General features: G+C 65.7%; 14 protein-coding genes and 1 tRNA gene. 8 read left to right on the forward strand and 7 right to left on the reverse strand.

Annotation, left to right across the window (positions count from 1 at the left end; translation table 11 throughout):
* Window positions 1–116 precede the first annotated feature (116 nt).
* Window positions 117–455 carry a hypothetical protein gene (locus tag P8R42_19920; GenBank protein MDG2306866.1) on the forward strand — a complete coding sequence of 113 codons (339 nt, stop codon included), beginning with the start codon at window positions 117–119 and terminating at the stop codon, window positions 453–455.
* A 622-nt stretch (window positions 456–1,077) separates the two neighbouring features.
* On the opposite strand, the gene P8R42_19925 is transcribed toward P8R42_19920, so the two are convergent.
* From P8R42_19925 to P8R42_19940, 4 genes are all read right to left on the reverse strand, one after another.
* Window positions 1,078–1,533, reverse strand: a complete 456-nt coding sequence (locus P8R42_19925; protein ID MDG2306867.1) for a cytidine/deoxycytidylate deaminase family protein — start codon at window positions 1,531–1,533, stop codon at window positions 1,078–1,080.
* The gene (locus tag P8R42_19930; GenBank protein MDG2306868.1) at window positions 1,530–2,603 is read right to left on the reverse strand and encodes a site-2 protease family protein; all 1,074 of its coding nucleotides are present in this window, start codon (window positions 2,601–2,603) and stop codon (window positions 1,530–1,532) included. Before P8R42_19930 ends, P8R42_19925 begins: the two co-directional genes overlap by 4 nt.
* A 104-nt stretch (window positions 2,604–2,707) precedes the next feature.
* The gene (locus P8R42_19935; GenBank protein MDG2306869.1) at window positions 2,708–3,694 is read right to left on the reverse strand and encodes a hypothetical protein; all 987 of its coding nucleotides are present in this window, start codon (window positions 3,692–3,694) and stop codon (window positions 2,708–2,710) included.
* Complete coding sequence (locus P8R42_19940) at window positions 3,691–4,290, reverse strand: D-sedoheptulose 7-phosphate isomerase (protein ID MDG2306870.1); 600 nt, start codon at window positions 4,288–4,290, stop codon at window positions 3,691–3,693. Before P8R42_19940 ends, P8R42_19935 begins: the two co-directional genes overlap by 4 nt.
* A 113-nt stretch (window positions 4,291–4,403) precedes the next feature.
* Between P8R42_19940 and P8R42_19945 the strand changes: the two genes are divergently transcribed.
* Genes P8R42_19945 through P8R42_19955 form a run of 3 tightly spaced genes read left to right on the forward strand, consistent with a single transcriptional unit; the run spans window position 4,404 to window position 7,115 of the window.
* Entirely contained in the window at window positions 4,404–5,273 is an 870-nt protein-coding gene (locus P8R42_19945) for an enoyl-CoA hydratase/isomerase family protein (GenBank protein MDG2306871.1), read from the forward strand.
* Window position 5,274: 1 nt separating this feature from the next.
* Entirely contained in the window at window positions 5,275–6,120 is an 846-nt protein-coding gene (locus P8R42_19950) for a thioesterase family protein (protein ID MDG2306872.1), read from the forward strand.
* A gap of 14 nt (window positions 6,121–6,134) precedes the next feature.
* Window positions 6,135–7,115 (forward strand): NADPH:quinone oxidoreductase family protein, encoded by a 981-nt coding sequence (locus P8R42_19955; protein ID MDG2306873.1) that lies wholly within the window; start codon window positions 6,135–6,137, stop codon window positions 7,113–7,115.
* 339 nt (window positions 7,116–7,454) lie between these two features.
* On the opposite strand, the gene P8R42_19960 is transcribed toward P8R42_19955, so the two are convergent.
* Entirely contained in the window at window positions 7,455–10,862 is a 3,408-nt protein-coding gene (locus tag P8R42_19960; GenBank protein ID MDG2306874.1) for a DUF748 domain-containing protein, read from the reverse strand.
* Between the two features lie 496 nt (window positions 10,863–11,358).
* Here P8R42_19960 and P8R42_19965 point away from each other — a divergent pair.
* From P8R42_19965 to P8R42_19980, 4 genes are all read left to right on the forward strand, one after another.
* A tRNA-Gly gene (locus tag P8R42_19965) sits at window positions 11,359–11,430 on the forward strand.
* A 375-nt stretch (window positions 11,431–11,805) separates the two neighbouring features.
* On the forward strand, window positions 11,806–12,189 hold the full coding sequence (locus tag P8R42_19970) for a VOC family protein (protein ID MDG2306875.1): 384 nt from the start codon (window positions 11,806–11,808) through the stop codon (window positions 12,187–12,189).
* Entirely contained in the window at window positions 12,190–12,912 is a 723-nt protein-coding gene (locus P8R42_19975) for a hypothetical protein (protein ID MDG2306876.1), read from the forward strand.
* Between the two features lie 131 nt (window positions 12,913–13,043).
* Complete coding sequence (locus tag P8R42_19980; GenBank protein MDG2306877.1) at window positions 13,044–13,697, forward strand: histidine phosphatase family protein; 654 nt, start codon at window positions 13,044–13,046, stop codon at window positions 13,695–13,697.
* Here P8R42_19980 and P8R42_19985 read toward each other — a convergent pair.
* On the reverse strand, window positions 13,679–15,943 hold the full coding sequence (locus tag P8R42_19985; GenBank protein MDG2306878.1) for a PBP1A family penicillin-binding protein: 2,265 nt from the start codon (window positions 15,941–15,943) through the stop codon (window positions 13,679–13,681). The genes P8R42_19980 and P8R42_19985 overlap by 19 nt on opposite strands.
* Before the next feature lie 16 nt (window positions 15,944–15,959).
* On the reverse strand, window positions 15,960–19,043 hold the full coding sequence (locus P8R42_19990; GenBank protein MDG2306879.1) for a DUF748 domain-containing protein: 3,084 nt from the start codon (window positions 19,041–19,043) through the stop codon (window positions 15,960–15,962).
* Window positions 19,044–19,064: the final 21 nt, after the last annotated feature.

Consider the following 19,064-nt stretch of genomic DNA (forward strand, 5'->3'; position numbering starts at 1 on the left):
GCAGACGCTCGAGTTCGCTGACGCGACGCGGGAGCGGATCATCCCGGTCGACCTGTGGTGCCCGACGCCGGATTCGTCGCCGAACCTCCTCGCTCTGGCGGGCATTTTCTTGGCGCGTGCGCGCCGTCTTTGCGATGGCGCCCGCGGTCGGGCAGGCGTTCGATCAAGAAGGACTCTCGTCGGTCGGGATTCCGGTGCACATCGTCGGTTCACGAGGCGATGAGCTCACGCGATTCGAGTTGAATGCGGCGCACTACGCGAGTGAACTACCCGCAGCGCAACTCACGGTCGTGCACCCGGGCGGCCACTTCGTGTGCACGTCGTCCTGCAACGATCTGGGACGCGGGGTCGCTTCGCTCGTGTGTTTCGATCCGGATCCCGCGACCGATCGACGGACGGTGCACGAGCAAATCGCCGCGGAGGGGGTGCGCTTCTTTCGACGCGAGCTGGACTAGCGGGCCGCGCTAGGCGTCGGTCGCGCGAAGGCAGAGGGTCGTGATGTCGTCTGTCTGCGGCGACGTTTTCCGGTGGGAACAAATCTCTGCGCGTAGGCGTTCCTCGCCGAACTGCTCGCCGGTAGGATTCTCTGATGCGGTCATCCCACAAGCCGGAATCGAGGTAGCCGTACGCGCCGAGTCGCTTGCTTAGCGTGGTCCCGGCCGTGCGTGCCGGGGTACGGAATCGTCACGATGGGACCCGGAGACATCGAGCGCTGCCTCGCTGCCGTCGATCGAGCCGCTTGAACCAAACGCGAGTAAAAGCTGGCGTTGTATGGCCAGGTAAAGCAGCGTCCCGGTCCATGCCGGGAAAGCCCGCCACCACCCTTCGGAAGCGATCGCGTCAGGCGCGTTCATGCGCGCTGGTCGACGCTGTCCTCGAAGCCGCGGCGCGGGTGCTCGTCGAACAGGGCTACGAGTACGCGACGACGAATCGGACCTCGCGAGCTTCATCGTGTCGAGATCCTTGGAATCACTGACACACGGTGCCGTGCTCCATCACTCGCCTCTGTTGCAGGAGCTCGAACTCGCCGAAGAGATGACCGAACTACTATTTCGATACCTGGAGCGCGGAGCGCGATCAGGCCATCTCGACCTGGTGCAGCTCGACGCCGGTGTGATGGATGATGTCTTCGACGGTCGTGAGCTTGTACGGCTTCTCGAAGTAGATCGCGCGGATGCCGGTATTCACCAGGGTCTTCAGGCAGTGGATGCAGGGCGAATGGGTGATGTAGATCGCCGCGTCCTTGATCGACGTCCCATTCTTTGCCGCCTGTGCGATCGCGTTGATCTCGGCGTGAATTGTCCGGTAACAGTTCTCTTCCATGTCGCCGGTCGGCGTCTCGGACTTGTAGATGAGACACCCGAGTTCGTGGCAGTGCGGCATCCCGGAGGGTGCCCCATTGTAGCCGGTAGCGAGGATGCTCTTGTCGCGAACGATGGTCGCCCCGACCTTGGCCCGCGTGCACGTCGATCGCTCGGCGACGTCTCGGGTGATGGTCAGGAAGTACTGGTCCCAGCTCAGGCGGTCACTCACGTGGAGGTTGGTACAACAGCCGGCTCCTGGATGGAAACGTCTACGGACTGCAGGCTCGAAGAGGTCGGAGCGCGCTCCCTCGGGTGCCGCTGCTCCTGAGGCGCGCGGTCGCCGGCGAAGTCCTCTGCGGTGACGAAGTCCAGAGGGATGGGCATGAATGTGAGTACGAACATCGCGATCGTCGCCCACGCGGCTTTCCGCCGGAAGGGGTCGAGTGGCGTGTTGGCGTCGACGGTGTCGGGATGGTCGACCTTCAGGATGAACGCCAGCATGAAGGCCCAGAGGAGCCAGCCCTCCCAGCCGTAGAACCCGAGGCCGATCACGCCGACCAGCACCGCGCGCGAGATGGTGCGGTGGCGCTTGCCGCAGAGCGCGTAAACTACGTGGCCGCCATCGAGCTGGCCTACCGGCAACAGGTTCAAGAACGTCACGAACAGCCCGAACCAACCGGCAAGCGCGATCGGATGCAGGATGACGGTGACGCTATCGGGGTCGACGCCGAGCACCAGGCGGCTCAGGAACTCGAACAAGAGCGAGTTGCCGAAGGTGATTCCGACGCTCATCTCGTCGGGGATGGGCAAGGCGCCGGGCATGGGTCGCACCTCGGAAAGAGCGAGGCCCACCACGACGGCCGGAACCGCGACCACCATCCCGGCCCACGGCCCGGCCGCGCCGACGTCGAACAGGGCCCTTCGCGAGCGCGGCATGCCATGCATCCGGATGAACGCGCCGAACGTTCCGACGAGGATCGGCGGTCCCGGAATGAAGAACGGAAGGCTCGTCGGAATGCCATGCCACCGGGCGAGGAAATAGTGGCCGAACTCGTGGCTCAGAAGGATTGCGAGCAGGGTCAGCGAGAACGGGAAGCCCGCCGTGAAGGCCCATGGGGAGGAGAAGGGGTCGACTCCGGCGTCGAAAGAGCCCGCGAGAGTCGTCGTCGCGAGCGTGGCGCCGAACAGGATCAGGTTCCAGCGCGGCGAGCGCTTCTGTGCACTCACGACGTCGAGGGGTCGCTCGATTTCGGCTTCGGTCGGCTCCGGCCGTGGGCTCTGAAATTGGGAGGGGTCCATGACGGTGGTTCTTCAACGGTACGCGCGAGTCGGGGGCCAAGGAATCGGGGATCTGCCAAGCGGCCCCCGGGGGCGTGAGAGGCTGATCCTTGTGCCCGAACGGATCAGCGCCGGGATTTCTTGGTCGATTCCGCTTCGAGCCGCTCGAGGATCGCGCCCGCCAGGAGCGGGAAGAGTAGCTCGTGGTGGCCGGTAATCCGCAGTCCCTTGCCTCCGGCGGCGGTCGGCCGGGAGACCACGTTTACACCCGGGCGGTAGTGGCGCAGGAAGTCGAGGTCGAGCGTGACGAGAGGGCGGACTTTGTGGCCGAGATTGCGGGCGAGGTTCAGTGCCTTCACGAAGACCTCGGGCAGGACGACGGCGGAGCCGAGATTCACGTACACGCCGCCCGCGAGACCGGCGACGACCTCGGCGAGTCGGTGGAAGTCCCGCAAGCTGGTTTTGCCGATCGCCGCACCGTCGGCGCCGGGGTGCATGTGAATGATGTCCGTTCCGATGGCGACGTGGACCGTCACGGGGACCTCCAGGCGTGCACCCGCCGCGAGGATGCTCAGTTCGCGGTGCGGGTAGCGCCCCTTCTGGATGTGCTCGCCAATCGCCTCGCCGAGCCCGCGGTTCGCCTTCGCGCCCTGTCGGATCACTTTGTTGAGCACGGCGCCCGTCTCGCGGGCCATGCCGAACTTGCCCTTGTCGAGACCCGGTCCTACGTCCTCGGACGTCTTGCCGACCGCGGCGAGCTCGAAGTCGTGAATGATCCCGGCGCCGTTCATGGCGACCGAAGTGATCACGCCGCGCTCCATTAGGTCGATGATCATCGGAGACAGGCCCACCTTGATCGGGTGGGCGCCCATTCCGAGGGCGACGCCCCGACCTTTTAGGCGAGACTTGGTGATCGCGTCGACGGCGTAGCGCAGATCCTCGCCGGCGAGGATGTTGGGGATGCGGTCCAACCACTCGGCGAACGAGAGGCCGGGTTCCAGTTTCCGCCCGACTTCGCCCGCGGCGACCTTGCTCGGGCGCCCGCCGAGCGGGTAGGTCTTCGCTCGCTTCACATCGAGCTTCGGTCGGGCGGGTGGCTTGAGGGCCTTCACGCGTGTCCGCCCTTGTCGTACTCGGCGGGGAAGAGCTGCCGATCGACGAGATCGCAGAGGACGTGCGACGCGAGAATGTGGCACTCCTGAATGCGAGGGACCTCGCGTGTTGCGGATACGTTGAGGAGGAAGTCGACCTGGTCGCGCATCGCGCCACCGTCACCGCCGGTCATCCCCACGACGAAGAGACCGACCTTTCCGCAGGCGTCGATCGCTCGTAGGACGTTCTTGGACCCGCCGCTCGTCGAGATTGCGATGGCGACGTCGCCGGCCTGGCCGAGAGCCTCGATCTGCTTGGAGAAGATCTCGTCGAAGCTGTAGTCGTTGCCGATCGCAGTGATCGCGGACGTGTCCGTCGTGAGCGCGATCGCCGGCAGTGGGCGTCGCTCGATCATGAAGCGGTTCGTGAACTCAGCGGCGATGTGTTGAGCGTCCGCCGCGCTGCCGCCGTTGCCGAAGAGGAAGACCTTGTGGCCCTGATTGATCGTGTCGGCGATCAGCCGAGCGACTTTGGCAAGGTTTGCTTCGTGTTCCGCCAGAAATTGCTCCTTGGCGCGAATCGACTCGGCAAACGAGCGACGGATGACTGCTTCCATCGTCTGATCTTACGGGCTCTCGGGCCAGGCTGCCACTCGCCGGGGTCGCGTCGCGAAGCGGCATTGACGCGCCTTCTCCTCTAGCCGTAGTCTCGAACGAGGAGGATGAGGTCATGACTGCGTTCGATGGTTTCGAGGCTCTTCGCGTAAACGTCGTCCATGGGGTGGCTTGGGTCACGCTAGACCACCCACCGATCAATCTCCTCGATGAGATCCTGTTCGCCGACTTGTCCCGATTGGTCGGCGAGCTCGAGCAGGACTCTGCGATTCGCGTGCTGGTCTTCCAGAGCGCCGACCCCGACTTCTTCATCGCGCACGCCGATGTGGAGTGGATCCTCCGCTTCCCCGACGCGTCTTCGGAACAGGCCACCAAGCCGAATCCCTTCGTGCAGCTGATGGAGAGGATTCGCCGCATGCCGAAGATCTCGATCGGGATGGTCGCGGGCATCGCGCGTGGCGGCGGCTCGGAGTTCCTCCTGTCGCTCGACATGCGATTCGCCGCTCGCTCCAAGGCGCTCTTGAGCCAGCCCGAGGGCGCTCTGGGGATCATCCCCGGCGGCGGCGGCACGCAGCGGCTCGCCGAACTGGTCGGACGCGCCCGCGCCCTCGAGATCGTGCTCGGTTGCGGCGATATAGACGCGGAGGAGGCCGCGCAGATCGGCTACGTGAACAAGGTCTTTGCCGACGACGATCTACTGCCGTTCGTTCGCTCCTTGTCGGAGCGCATCTCGGCTCTGTCGCCGTCGGTCGTCCGGCTGACGAAGGAAGCCGTGGATGCAGCGAAGCCGGCTCCGACATCTGGATTGGTCGCGGAGACGAACTTGTTCAACCAGGTCGTGGCATTGCCTGAAGCCCGCAACAGCATGGCCGCCTTTCTCGAGGCGGGCGGGCAGACACGCGAGATGGAGCTGCGTCTGGGCGCTCGGATCGCGGACCTCAGCCGACAGCCGCTCGTTCGTACCCGCGCAAAGCGAGCATCCTGAGTTGTCTGACTCCGAGCGGTCGCCGATCTCGGCTCTGATCGGTCGCCTGGAGGTCGAGGCTCTCGACTCCGACCTCTTCCTCGGCAAGCAGGCAAAGGGTGAGGGGCGTCTCTTCGGTGGATTCGTTGCGGCGCAGGCAACCGTTGCGGCGGGGCGCACGGTGGAAGACTCGCACCTGCATTCGCTGCACGCGTACTTCCTTCGGCCGGGGTCGTACGGCAAGCCGATTCGCTACGTCGTCGATCGCATTCGCGACGGGCGCACCTACACCACCCGCCGGGTGGTTGCGCTGCAGAACGGCGAGGCGATCTTCAATTTGTCGGCAAGCTTCACGAAGCCCGAGGGGGGGATCTCGCATCAAGACCCGATCCCTGACGTACCGCCCCCCGATGATCTCCCGGACTGGGAGGACCTACGCGAAGAGCGAATGGGCGTCCGCGGTGGTCAGGCCGCTTTGGAAGTGCGGCCGTGCGATCCGGACGACGAGTTCAGGCCGGGAGTGCCGCGCATCGCACGAAGGCGGATCTGGATGCGCCCAAACGGTGTGGTGCCCGACGATCCGATCCTGCACGCCGCTATGTTCGTGTACGCGAGCGACCGAACGCTGCTGAGCACCGCCGGATTGCCACATGGCCTTGTCATGGGTCGTATGGTGGGCGCGAGTCTCGACCACGCGATGCATCTGCATCGTCCCGAGCTCTTTGAGGGCTGGATCCTGTACGCGGCTGAAAGTCCGGCGGCGCACGGCGCGCGTGGGCTCACGCGCGGTGCGATGTACTCCCAGGCCGGCATCCGCATCGCTTCGGTCACGCAAGAAGGATTGATTCGCGAACCGAAGGCCGATTGATCTAAGGTCCGAGCATGCGTGCCTGGCAAGTTGGGAAGGCGGGGGAGCCGCGTGAAGTGCTCTCCCTCGAAGACGTTGATCCGCCCGAGCTGGTGCCGGGCATGCTGCACGTTCGGGTCGAGGCCGCGGGCGTCGGTCTGCCGGATGTGCTCATGTGCCGCGGTTCGTATCCGCTGACTCCGCCGTATCCCTTCACGCCCGGGCAGGAGCTGGTGGGCAAGGTCCTCGCGGTCGGCGAGGGGGCGCAGGCAAAGGTCGGAGACCGGGTGATGGCAGTGTCCGGGTTCTACCTCGGTCGCGGGAGTTTTGCGCAGGAGTGCCTCGCGCAAGGCGACTTCGCCTTGTCCGTTCCCGACGAGATGCCGCCCGAGCAGGCGGCGGCCTTCGTGATCCCCTTTCACACCGCGTGGGCCGGGTTGTCGCGCCGCGGGGCGTTGCAGAAGGGCGAGACTCTTCTGGTGCTCGGTGCCGCCGGCGGGACCGGTTCTGCCGCCGTGCAACTCGGGAAGGCGATGGGCGCTCGTGTGATCGCGACTGCTGGTGGTCCCGCGAAGGTGAAGTTCTGTCGTGAGCTCGGCGCCGACGTCGTCATCGACTATCGCACACAAGACATCGCCGAAGGGGTTCGGGAGGCAACCGGCGGTCGTGGTGCGGATGTCGCGTACGATCCGGTTGGAGGGGAGGCGTACAAGGCCGCCGCATCGGTCATGGCCCCCGAGGGGCGTCTTCTCTTGATCGGATTCGCGGAAGGAGAGTGGGGGCGTCCCTCCGCCGCACACATGGTCGGTGGGAATTATTCGGTGGTCGGTGTGATGCCCTCGCACTTCGGATTCGACGTGCGGGCGCGGGCGCAGCAAGAGATGCTCCGGTTCTGGCGCGAGGGAGCGCTGCAGGTCCCGGTTTGGCGCGTATTCGAGTTCGATCAGACTGTGGAGGCGGTGGAAGAGCTCGCGTCCGGCCGCGCTCAGGGGAAGATCGCCGTTCGGGTTTCGTAGTTCGGGCCCGACTCGGCCGCCCTGACGCCTAGGCGCGGGCTGATGCGCGCAGTAAGCCTCTGGACCGGAAATGGGGAGTACCGCCTCAAGAAGGAGGCGACCTTGTGAACACCGGTGGCCCCGACTCCCGCGTCCGGCCGAAACCACGAGAAGCTCCCGTGCCCGCGGGAGATCAAGACGAACCACCGAAGGCTCCGCCGACGAGGCGCGGCGAGAGTGACGATTAAAGAAACCGCCGAGACTAAAGAACGTCCCTACTTCGGAAGCCGATTACGATCTCGCTTTCAGAAAAATTGCTGTCTGAGACTCGCGCAATCGTGGGAATTTACGCCACGGGCCTCACGCTCGCGCGAGGAGATTTACGGCGACCTGGGAGCCGTCTTCGTCGCGGGTGACGATCGGTTCGCCGACCGAGACTTGATCCGCCGGCACGCCGTCGTCTTCCGTGAAGATTTTGAAGAGGCGCTCGGCGCGCCGATTCGCGAGCGCGGTGAGATCGGCGTCGGTCACGGACTTCTCGGCCACCATTTCATCGAGCTCGGCCGCGTCGTCCTTGTTGAGAGAGGCGACGTCGTCGTCTTGAAGCGCTTTTCGGATCGCCTTCCGGGTACCCCCACTCGCGAGGTTGCGCAGGCCCCCGAGGAAGCCGCTCTCGCCGGCGAGGGCGGCGAGGACGGCGGCTTCCTTCAACCCGCGGACGTCGTCCGAACCGGCTTGGCCGACCAACTCGATCTTGATTGCGGGGGACGACGACAGGACGCTGCTGACGCGCTCGACCTTGTCCTGCGCGTCCTTCGAGATCTCGTCCGAGCCGGCACGAAAGGAGACCGGTGACGGTGTGATCTCGGCGACTTTGCCGCCGATCATCGTGATCGCGCCCAGCATCTTGAGCGGAGACATGATCGCACCCAAGATGGCCTTGGTGAGGGCCTGCTCGACGACCGAGCCGATGCCGATCTCGGTGCCCTCGGTCGTGCCGCTCACCGGAATCCCCAGGTCGATCTTCCCGGTGATGTCGCTCAGGAGCGCGAGGGCAGCGGAGATCGAGATTCCGAAGTAGTCCTTGAAGAGTGAGCCGCCCTTGGCGTTGCCTACGTCGAGCGCGCTCAGCGTGATGTCGGTGTCCGAATCGTAGCGGTCCTTCGCCCACAACACCGTGGACTCCACGGTCGCGGCGCCTGCGAGCACCGTGTATCCCGCGGCTTGCTGTACGTAGGGGTTGAACTGGGAGAGGGGGAGCTTCTCGACGTTCGCGTCGATGCGAACGCCCTGCGCTGCGGTTCCGGCGCGCACCTTCACGAGAGCATCGCCCGGCGCTCTCAGGTCGAGCGACATCTTCTCGAAGACCGTTTCCGAAGGCGGCACGTCGGCCGGAAGCGCGACGCCGGAGATGTCGAAATGGAAGTCCGTGACTTTCCCGCGGTAGGTCGGCTTCACCGCTCGGTCGACGACACGGAACTCACCGTTCTGGATGCGGAGGCGATCGACGACGAGGCCGATCGGGAGGTTGGCGGCGGGTTCGGCGAACTTCGCGATCTCGTCGACGCCGACCGCCTCGGTCTGGGCGACGAGGCCGCTGCGGATCACCGCATCGTGCGGTTGGTCGGCGTCGGCGGTCTCGGTGGCGGAAGCGTCTTGTAGTTCCGGTTCGCCCGCTGCCGGGGCACCACTGTCCTCCGCGAGTGCTCCGGCTGCGGCCGCGTCCACGCGAACCGTCGGCAAGACGATGCCGTCGGCGGTCAGAGTCGCGCGAATCTTCGGCCCGGTCAGGTGGAAATCGGCAAGCTCCAGGCTCATTGGCGCTTCGGGTTCGGCGACGTTCGCGTGGAACGACCGGATGTCGATTGCCAGCGTCTCCCAGGCGACTGCGAAGTCCTGTTTGCCGTCCTGCGTGAGCACTTGCAGGTCCTCCAGGGCGATCTGGCCCGAGAGATTCGCGTCGTCGCCCGCGACGTCGATCGCGAGCGCCGCCTGCAACGTGCCGGTCGGCATGTGGACGGGTGACATACCGCTCAGATCCGCGTACCGCCCGAGGGCGACGTTCTCGAGATTGAGCTTTGCCTGCACGGATTGTGGTTCGAGCACGACGTCGGCGTCGACGTCGATGACGGCACTATCTTCCTTGATCCGGCCGACGATCTTGAGTGGCGAGGCCGGGTTGCTCGTGAGGCCCGTGACCGTGAGTGTCGGAATCTCGATGTGCGTGTCGCCGGTTCGGAGCGAGGCCTTCGCGGAGCCGTCGACGAGATCGACCGAGCCCACCTTCCACGTCGTGGGAGTCGCATCGATCCCGGTGACGGTGAGCTTTCCGATGTGCGCGTGCCCCGGGCGCCTGTCGGCGACGATGTCGGCGCCGCTGTCGGTGATCTCGACGGTCGCGACCGCGATCGTCCAATCCGTGGGCGGGGCGTCGTCGGCGGGACCGGCCGGAGGTTCGACCGCGATTCCTTCGCTCTGTTCGGCGGTGTTCGATGTGACGGCAGTCGTCTCCCCGACGTCCACAGCAGTAGATTCGAGATCGGCTCCGGTGATCTCTGAGGTGGCCTCGGCCGACGGCTCTGTCGACGCGACGACGTCCGCTGTCGCGACCGCATGGGTATCCGGCTCGTCGGTCGCGGCAGGTGCCGGTTCCTCGTCCGTCGGACCCACGGCATTGGTCGTGTCCGCAGACTCGATCATCGCCGCCGGCGGCATCACGGGAAGTGGAGGCTGTTGCATCGGGCGGAGCAGGACGTTCGCGCCATCGAGCGAGATGAGCTCTAGGTCGACTCGTTGTTGCGCCACGTCGATCTGATCAATTTTCACGCCGAGTCGACGCCACGCGAGTCCGGGCTTCTGCTCGCCGCGGACGTCGATGCTCAGGCCGGAAACGGCAACGTTGCCCGAAACGAGAATGCGCGCCTGGGGATCGACGGTCAGGTGCACCGATGTTTCGAGCCGCCCCTTCGATCCGGTCCAGCCCAAGCTGGGCTCGTGGACGTGCAGCTGATCGAGAGGGAGATTCGCAATGTCGATCTGAGCCTCGGTGAGAAAGCCGTCGTCTCGCTCGGAGATGTTGGTATCGATGCGAAGCGTGCCGTCGCCGAGGCTGGCCTGCACGACGATGCGTCCCGGAGCCGTCGCTTCGGGGTCGTTGATCGCGAGCCCTTTCACTTCAACGGATGGAAGCTCCAGTTCGCGGTAGGTCGGCTTGCCGGGGACGTCGTCGCGGACCCGCAGCCGCGCGCTCAAGAGAGCGGCCCGGTCGATCAGGACGCCGAAAGGTTCGGAGTCGTCCTCGGGTTCTTCTTCCTCTTCTTCGGGGAGGTCGCGGAGGTCGGGGATCACCAGCGTCCCGTCCTGGAGCCGGGCGACGTTCACGCTGAGCTCGTCGAGTTCGAAGTCCTCGATGTTCGCGATCTTGCTCAAGAGAGGCATCCAACGGATGTTGACGTAAGCGCGCTTCCAGGCCACGAGCGCCGTGTCGTTCGGCGTCTCGCCCTCTTTGGGAGCCGCACCGTCGGGCCAGAGCGCGACGTCCTCGAGGGCCACCGCCCCCGAGAGGAGCCAGAGGTCGACGTCCCCGACCGAGACTTCTCCTTCGAGGTATTCGTTGCCCTGCGAGACGATGACCTTCTGCACGATCGTCGGAAGGGTGATGCGGACCAGGAGCAGGAAGCCGACGATGCCGACGAGGATCCATCCCCGCCGGGAAGCGGGCCAGAATCGCCGGAGAAACGACGAGGAGTTTTCAATGCCTTCGGCCACGCCCACTAACGTAGCGTGCGATCCGCTGCGGGCGAAGCCCCGCCGCGGCGCGGAATCATCGGAATCACCTTGCATTCATCGGGGAGTGGGCGGCCTGGCTCCGGATCTTGATCCGCTCGGAGCATTCGCCGCGGCCTGCGCGCTCGCCATCGAGACTGCGACGTCAGCGAGCCCGACCGGAACTGAACCGGGTTCGCGATGCTGCCCAATGGCGAGGTCGGCTCGCCGATCTACAATTCGCCGAGCCTCCCGGTTGCAGGCGGCCCTCGCTCTCAGGACTGTGTGGTCGCCCTCGTGGCCGCGTCCCGCGGTAATGCCGCCGGCGAAAAGAAGCTCGCCGCCTCCGTCGTACAGAAGGGTCTGGCCGGGCGTGGCGGACCCGAAGCGACTCGCTAGGGCGTTCCCTGCCGGGCCCGTCCGAGATCCTGCAACAATCGGGCGCCGGCTCGACCAAGTTGACCGGCGGAGGCGGTGTGATTAAGAGCGGGTGAACCACGCGGGTGTAATTCAGTGGTAGAATGTCAGCTTCCCAAGCTGGACGTCGCCGGTTCGATCCCGGTCACCCGCTCTCTCTTGTCCCTAAAGGGTTTTTCGTTCGACCTCTGAGTCACCCGAGAGCGCCTGACTGAGGGGGTTCCCGGCGGGTTCCCGGTTTTCAGAATTCGGGGGACATTCTCCCACTGAATTACACCCGCGTGTTGGGTCTCCGCTCGCGGGCATGCGCGATTCTCGGTCGAGCTTCGAGGCGAGATCTCACTCAGCGAATTGCTCGCCTCGTCGGGCAGTCCTTCGAGGACGATTCGGGTCTTCTCTTCCGCCGGAAAACGGCGTCGTGTCTTGCGCTGAATGTCGCAGACCTCCTTCGCCGCTCGTGGAGACACTGGCGGCAGACGCGCTTGTCTCGGGGGCGCGGTCGGACGTAGACAGAGACAGGAGGTGACTTATGCTGGGCCGAGTCGAAGAACTTCATCACATTCAGCTCGCCATGCCGCGGGGGCGCGAGGCGGAAGCGATCCGCTTCTACGAGGGCCTCCTCGGAATTCCGCACCTACCCAAACCACCGGGGTTGGATGCTGCCGGGGCCTGGTTCGAGTCTGGAGCCCTGCGGGTTCACCTGGGGGTCGACGCGAAGTTCACCGCCGCGAAGAAGGCCCATCCGGGGCTCCTCGTCACGGGTTTGGACGATCTCGCAGATAGACTCACCGATGCCGGAGGATCGGTCGTGTGGGACGACCGGCTCGTTGGGTTCCGGCGCGTATATGTGACGGACCCGTTCGGGAACCGAATCGAGTTGTTGGAGCCGTCGGACGGAACCCAGGAGGTCTAAATGAGCCTTGCAGACGATGCGGATCGCCGTTGGTTCGACGTTCAGCTCGGTGAGGCAGCGATCGTAACCGAGATCTACCTCCCGAAGAAGTACGCCGACAGCTCGCTCGTCCGCGCGACGCTCCTGAACTCGCTCTTCCCCGATCGCATTCTCGCTCATTTCCAGAATGCGAGTCCGGAAGTGAAGAAACGCATCCTGAGCGTCCTGCCCGGCAAGCTCTCCGGGTACGACGCGCTCGTGGGCTCTCTCGAGCGCTCGAAGCGGCGATTCACGGGCTTCTCCGTCTACGACGTCGAAGGCACGTTCAGTCACGAGATCGACGAGTCGACGGGACAGCCGGGAGCAATCTTCGACGACAGCAGCCGCTGCATCCGCATCATCGATCGTCCCGAGTTCGTGCAGTTCCTCGACCTTCCTGAAGACCGATTCGTCGACGATGAAGAGAGTCGAGAGCAGTTCCAGAGCGTCGTGCGACTATATCTCTTCTCCGGACAGCGGGCGGACCGGTTGAAGGCACAGGTCGAGAGCCTGCCGGACGTCGATACGCCGATCGGTCTGTCGCTGCTGGACGCACTCGGACAGTGGGCCGACCAGGGATCGTTCGTTCTCTACGGCTTCATCGGCTACTGGCTCGGCGTGGCCGCACAGGAGGAGAAGGAAATCTGGATGACGTCGCAACCGACGGTCATCAACCGGTTCACCGAAGGCTCACGCGGTCGCTAGTGCACCACCAGGGACACAGGGTTCAGCGGCTCCACGCTCATGGAACCGCAATCCATTCAATCCCTCGGCGGCCCGTGCGAGCATGAACTCATGCTTCGCTACCTCGAATTCCAGAGCGACTTCGCGTGTCCATGAAGCCGAAGATCGCCCGCTCGAGCTCTCGCCTCCCCGACGAAGCGGCCACCCGCTGGTGGTGGGTCCGGCACGCGCCGGTGCCGCACCTCCGCCACGAGATCTACGGGAACCGCGATGTCGACTGCGACACGTCGGACAGCGACACCTTCGCGTCGCTCGCCGAGCGGCTCCCAAAAGACGCCGTGTGGCACGTGAGTCACCTCAAGAGGACGCACCAGACCGCGCAGGCGATCGCGGACCAGGGATACCCCATCCCGGAGTTGCAGCCGTCCAATAGAATCGGCGAACAGGATTTCGGAGATCTGCACGGCCGTCGGCACGACGAGCACGCGGCGGCGCGGACGGATCCGTTCGTCGGCTTCTGGCCGAACTCTCCGATGGACACCGTCCCCGGTGGGGAGCACTTCGATGATCTCTGCGCGCGGGTGCACGAGTTCATCCGCGCGGGCAACGCGAAGTACCCAGGGCGGGACGTTGTTTGCGTCGCACACTTCGGGCCGATCATCGCGGCCCTGCGACTCGCGCTCGATTTGAACCCGACCTCCTCGGTCGCGTTCTCGATTCCCAATCTCTCCGTGACGCGAATTCACCACTACGCGTCGGCCCCGGCGGGTGCGCCGCCGTATCGCGTCTACGCGGTCGGGGGGTAGGCCTGCGGGCGGTCTTGGGTAGGCCGGTCTCGGGTCGGACGCTGCTTGGCGGGCACCGGCGGCGCGGTGGGTGCTCCGGTCGCCGGCTCGATGTCCGCGCTCATCGTCGGCGCCAGTTCCGGCGGCGTGAACTCGCGGATCTCCCGACCTTCGAGCACCTGTGCCATGTATTTCGTCCACAGCGGCGCCGCGGCGCCGCCGCCGGTCACGCGCCTGCCAAGAGGGCGGCTGCCGTCGTATCCAACCCAGACGACTGTCACGAGATCCGGGGTGAAGCCCGCGAACCAGACGTCCTTCGAATCGTTCGTCGTACCCGTCTTGCCGGCGGCGGGGCGCTCGAGCTTCTTGGCGGCTCGGCCGGTTCCCTCCTGGACGACCGTCGTGAGCATGTCGGTCATGGTGCGCGCCGTCTCGGGCTGCATCACGGGCAGGAATCGCGCGTGCGCGCCCGGGAAGTCGATGGGGTTGCCGTCGGAATCGGTGATGCCGGTGATGAAGATCGGTTCGAACCGGCGGCCTTCGGTCGCGAACACGCCGTAGGCGCGAGCCAACTCGAGAGGCGTGACCTCACTACTTCCCAGGACGATCGACGCGTGCCGCGCGAAGCGCGCCTGGAAGCCGAAGATGTCGAGGTAGTCGCGCAGCGGGTCGATTCCGAGATTCCCGACGAGGCGCACGGTCACCGAGTTCAGTGACTTCGCGAGCGCCTTCCGGAGCGGCACGGCGCCGTAGTATTTGTCGCCGAAGTTCCTCGGGCTCCAGAGGCCGCGCGCGCCGTTGGGGAGCGAGATCGGTGCGTCCATGAATATCGAGTCGGGGCTGAAGCCTTGGTCGATCGCGGCGGCGAATACGAACGGTTTGAAGATCGAGCCCGGCTGACGCTGGGCGAGAACCGCGCGGTTGAACTGGCTGCGTGCGTAGTCGACGCCGCCGACCATTGCTTTCACGAGCCCAGTGTCGGGTTCGATCGAGACGAGAGCTCCTTCGACCTGGGGGTCGGGGTCGAGCGCAAACCGAGCCGTTCCGTCCTCGGCTCGGCCGATCGGATCCACGGCGATTGCGTCTCCAGGACGGAAGAAGCCCGGCTTCAACTTGCCGCGCGCCGCCACCAGGTTCTCGCTGTCCACGCCCCCCTTTTCCCACGGCGTCTGCAGGCGGAGTCCGGCTTCTTCTCCTTTGGTCACGACGGCAGTCACGATCGCGTTCTGCGGGTTGCCGAGCGGGTGCGTTCCTCGCTGGCGGTTGAGGTACGCCTCGAACTCGTCCGGTTTGAGGCGGTCGAGGGTGACGCGCAGTCGGTAGCGGCGCTCGATGTCGCCGAGGCCGGTGTGCAGCGTGCTCACCGCGGCTGCCTGCATCGCGGGGTCCATTGCTGTGTGCACGCGCAGTCCGCGACTCGTGAAGTTCGCGCCGAAGTGCGCCTCGAGAAGCCGGCGCACGTGTTCGACGTACCAGGGCGCGATTGAGTACGTACCGATTCGGTAGCCGTCGAAGGTAGAGGGCTCCGCCGTCGCCTCGCGGAACTCCTCGGGGGTGATCAGGTCTTCATCGAGCATGCGTCGCAATACGTAGCGTTGGCGCTCGATAGCCCTCTCGGGGTTGGTCTGCGGGTTGTAACGACTCGGCGCTTTCGCGAGCCCGGCGAGGAGCGCGGACTGCGCGATTGTCAGGTCCTGCACTCCGACACCGAAGTAGGTCTCGGAGGCCGCGACGATGCCGTAGGAGCCGGCACCGAAGTAGATCTCGTTTAGGTAGAGCTCGAGGATCTTTTCCTTGCGCAGTTTGGACTCCAACTGCGTCGCGAGAATGATCTCTTTGAGTTTCCGCTCGTAGCTGCGCTCCGGCGAGAGCAGGAGCTGCTTCACCACCTGTTGCGTGATCGTGCTTGCTCCCTGAACGATCGTGTCGCGTTGCCAGTTGGCGAGGAACGCGCGCACCATGGCCTGGAAGTCGACGCCGCGATGCGCGTGGAACTCGGTGTCTTCCGCGGCGAGGAACGCGTCCTTCACATGGCGCGGGACCTCGAAGATCGACACGGGGTAGCGTCGTTCCTCGAAGAACTCGCCGATGAGGCTGCCGTCGGCGGCGTAGACCAGGGTCGCCGCCGGAGGTCGGTACCGCAGAAGCTCTTCCACGGGGGGAAGGTCCTGCGAGAGTTCTCTCCAGAGTACGAAGGCGACGAGCCCGGCCGCGACGACGGTGAGCGTCACGGTCCAGAAGAAGAAGCGGAAGATCCGTCTCAGCACGGGTGGGGCCTCTGGCTCATACGTCGTCGTCCGGTGCAGGCAAGCTTCGTGTCACGGTCGGTCGGGCCGGAGCCCGCACAGTGACGAGAACTGCGGCGAGCGTCGTCCGTCCGTCGCCCGTGACTTCGCGACGGGCGAGTCGGCCGTACGGGATGCCTTCTTGCAAAAACAGCTTCTCGATTGCGGAGAGCCGACGGCCGGCCAAGGCGCGTATGTCGCGCGGACTGGCGGGCGGTTGCTGCGAGAGCAGCTCCTGTAGGACTTCCTCCTCGTAGGACTCGAGGTACCAGGATTTCCCTCCTACCCGTGCTTGGAGCGCGCGCCGGATCCGCTCTTTCTCGTCGGTGGCGCCGAGCAGGCGCAGGGCGCCCATCAACCCACCCCGTTCGTCCAGACTCGTGAGCACGGCTCGTTCGCGGAACCAGCGGAGGTCCTGAAGCGACATGGGTGCGGCGAGTTCTATGCGCAGCCGAGGCTGCGACGCGACGAGTCGCGCGATCGACCGGAGTCGGGATCGCGATACCGGCTTGAGGTCACTCTGGCCCGGCGCGAAGCCCACCGTCGTCGGGGTCAATGCACCGCCGGAGCTCGGCGCCTGGTGCGCGCCCTGAATCGCGTCGTAGACCGCGACGTCAAACTGCTCTTCGAGATTGGCGAGGCTGGGGACGCGGATGCGGACGTCGCCGTTCTGATCGCGCAGAAGTCGGAACGCCGAAGCGAGGGGCATTCCGAGCTTGTCGTGGGGAACGGTCGCCTCGGTCCACCGATCGACGTCGGGTTGGTTCAGTACGAGCAGAGTGTCGGCCGTCCAGCCGTCGGGCTCGTGTCGGAGTTCCGACACGAAGGAACCCATCCCACCGCTGAAACGGTAGGGCACGCCGAGCCGCTCCAGGTAGGGCCCGGCGAGGTACAACGGGATCTCCTCACCGGCGACTTCGAGGCCGTTCCATTCGGTCGCTTCGTTGCCCCGGATCTCCAGGAGGCCCAGGTCGGCTCCGTAGCCTTGCAGGAAGAGTTCCTGCGCCTCGAACGGAGACGGTTCCAACTCGGTGGCGGTGCCACTGATCTCATCCACATCGATCACGAGCGGCGGCTCCGCGGATTCATCGGTGAGGCGTATGTGGCCGGAAACGACGGCGAGGCGCCCGATCGTGACGGGGCGGAGGAGCTCGGAGAGTGGGACGGGCGACGGCCGCGTCGCGGCGTTCCCGGCTGCGGCGAGCGCACCTGCGTCGGCATTCGTGTCCGCGGATGCCTCGAGTTTTTCCTCTTCCGGCGCTCCGAGCGACGGGAGGACCCAGCCGTCTTCATCGCGCGCGACGTGGAGATACGGTCGGGTCAGCGTCGCGTCGAAGTGCCAGAGGCGCTCCGGCTGTGGGCCGCGCGTGCGCTTCTCGGGAGCCGGTGTGTTCACGGCAATGTCGATCCGCGCCGCGCCGAGTGCGAAGGTCTCGAGAAGGTCGACCTCCTCTTCGCCCGGCAGGCCGAGTCGCGGGCCGATCGCGTTCTGGAATTCCGATCGAACGGGAACTGCCGGAGCGACGGGGGCCGGGGCTCCGGCCTCGTGTGCTCCGGTTGCCGTCTCCGGTTTTGGTGGCGGCTCCGGAGGGCGGCCGACGACCGACGGGCCGATCACGGAGATGATCCCGTTCAGTCCGAAGCCGGCGGAGCCCGGTTCGAGAAGCACGTCGACGTTCGCGGAGATGCGTCCGCTTCGGATGAGATTCGCGCCGTTGAGACCGACTTCGTGTGCGAACGCGGGGAGGTCGACCTCCTTCGCCGACAGTTGGCCCTCGAGGCGCGGCTCCTCGTAGGAGGTGCGCACGGAGCCGACGAACTCGGCGCTCCCGAGTCCGTGCCGGAAGGTAGCATGCACCGGCGACCAGTGGGAGCGCGGGCCTAGGTTCTCACCGCGGATCGTTGCGACGACGTCGAACTCTTCGTCGGCCGGCCCCGGAACCCGCAGCTGTGCGCCCGTTGCGTCGAAGCGATCGACGGACCAACGCCATGCCGGAACCGTGGGGGCGTTCTTTCGTCCGCGCAGGGTCCGGCCGCGGCGTTCGTCCTTCAACGAGGAGAGTATCGTGGCGCCGAGCTGCGATTCCGGCTGCAGTGTTGTTCCCCGTAGGACGAGCGATCGGACGTGCACGCGGCGCCGCCGAAGATCGAGTGCCGCGATGTCGGCGATGGCGTTGCGGACTTCGGCGGAGGGCTCTTCGGCCCCGGGCAGGTGGATCTTCGCGTCGCGCATGCGCGCCCACCCGGTGAGCATGTTGCGGTGGTCGGGCTCGAGCACGTACCGCATTTCCGCTTCGAGCCGACCTGACAGAGAGTCGTTGTCGATTTGCGGGAGATGCTGGAGGACGCGGTCGACGGGGACATCCGAAGCGCGGACGTCGGCCATCACGGCAAGTCCATCGTCGCGCAGAGAGTAGTGGCCTTCGGCGCGAAGGTTGCCGCCTTCGAAGCTGGCGTCGAGCTTCAAGTTCTTGGCGGCGCCCAACTGGCTCGTCCGCCGGCGCATGGCGGTGACTTCCGCTTCGTGCACGGAGATTGTCAGAGGCTCGGTCCCAGTGCTGAGTGAGCGCAGTTTCAGGGTGCTGTCCCGCAGAGCGACCCGGTCCACTTGCACCGTCCATCCGTCGGGAAGGGTCTTCGGCCTCGCGGGCGCGCCGAGCGTTTCGAGACTCGGCACGAGATTGGGCGCCTCGTCCAGTGTGATCACTGCGCCCTCGAGCGTGAACTCGCGGACCTGGAGACGCTTGTGTACCAGAGGGAACCACTGCAGGTCGATGCGGGCGCGCTCGGCGACGATCGGAGGGCCTAGGGCGTTCCCTTCCGAGGGAAGGCGGGTGACGAGGCCTTCGAGGGTGATGACGGCGTCGATCGGGTCGAAGCCGACGCGGACGACTTTCACGGGGGAGCCAAGAGTGCGCGACAGCCACGATTGCGCCGCGGGGCGCACGCTATACGACGCGATCCAGTAGCCGGCGGTGACCAAAAGCCCGAGGATGAGCCAGCGCACCACGTGAATGCGCCGGGGGCGTCGGCGAGCCTCGGAAGGCACCGGTTCCGGCGCGGCCGCCTCGTCGTCGTGCATGGTCAACTGAACCGTTCCTGA

It is taken from the genome of Candidatus Binatia bacterium (assembly GCA_029243485.1).
Taxonomy (GTDB): Bacteria; Desulfobacterota; Binatia; order UBA12015; family UBA12015; genus VGTG01.

Bases quoted from the DNA above. Each gene is read 5' to 3' on its own strand.
- P8R42_19930 (MDG2306868.1), bottom strand. From the start codon at position 2,603: ATGGACCCCTCCCAATTTCAGAGCCCACGGCCGGAGCCGACCGAAGCC.
- P8R42_19940 (MDG2306870.1), bottom strand. From the start codon at position 4,290: ATGGAAGCAGTCATCCGTCGCTCGTTTGCCGAGTCGATTCGCGCCAAG.
- P8R42_19945 (MDG2306871.1), top strand. From the start codon at position 4,404: ATGACTGCGTTCGATGGTTTCGAGGCTCTTCGCGTAAACGTCGTCCAT.
- P8R42_19955 (MDG2306873.1), top strand. From the start codon at position 6,135: ATGCGTGCCTGGCAAGTTGGGAAGGCGGGGGAGCCGCGTGAAGTGCTC.
- P8R42_19970 (MDG2306875.1), top strand. From the start codon at position 11,806: ATGCTGGGCCGAGTCGAAGAACTTCATCACATTCAGCTCGCCATGCCG.
- P8R42_19975 (MDG2306876.1), top strand. From the start codon at position 12,190: ATGAGCCTTGCAGACGATGCGGATCGCCGTTGGTTCGACGTTCAGCTC.
- P8R42_19980 (MDG2306877.1), top strand. From the start codon at position 13,044: ATGAAGCCGAAGATCGCCCGCTCGAGCTCTCGCCTCCCCGACGAAGCG.
- P8R42_19990 (MDG2306879.1), bottom strand. From the start codon at position 19,043: ATGCACGACGACGAGGCGGCCGCGCCGGAACCGGTGCCTTCCGAGGCT.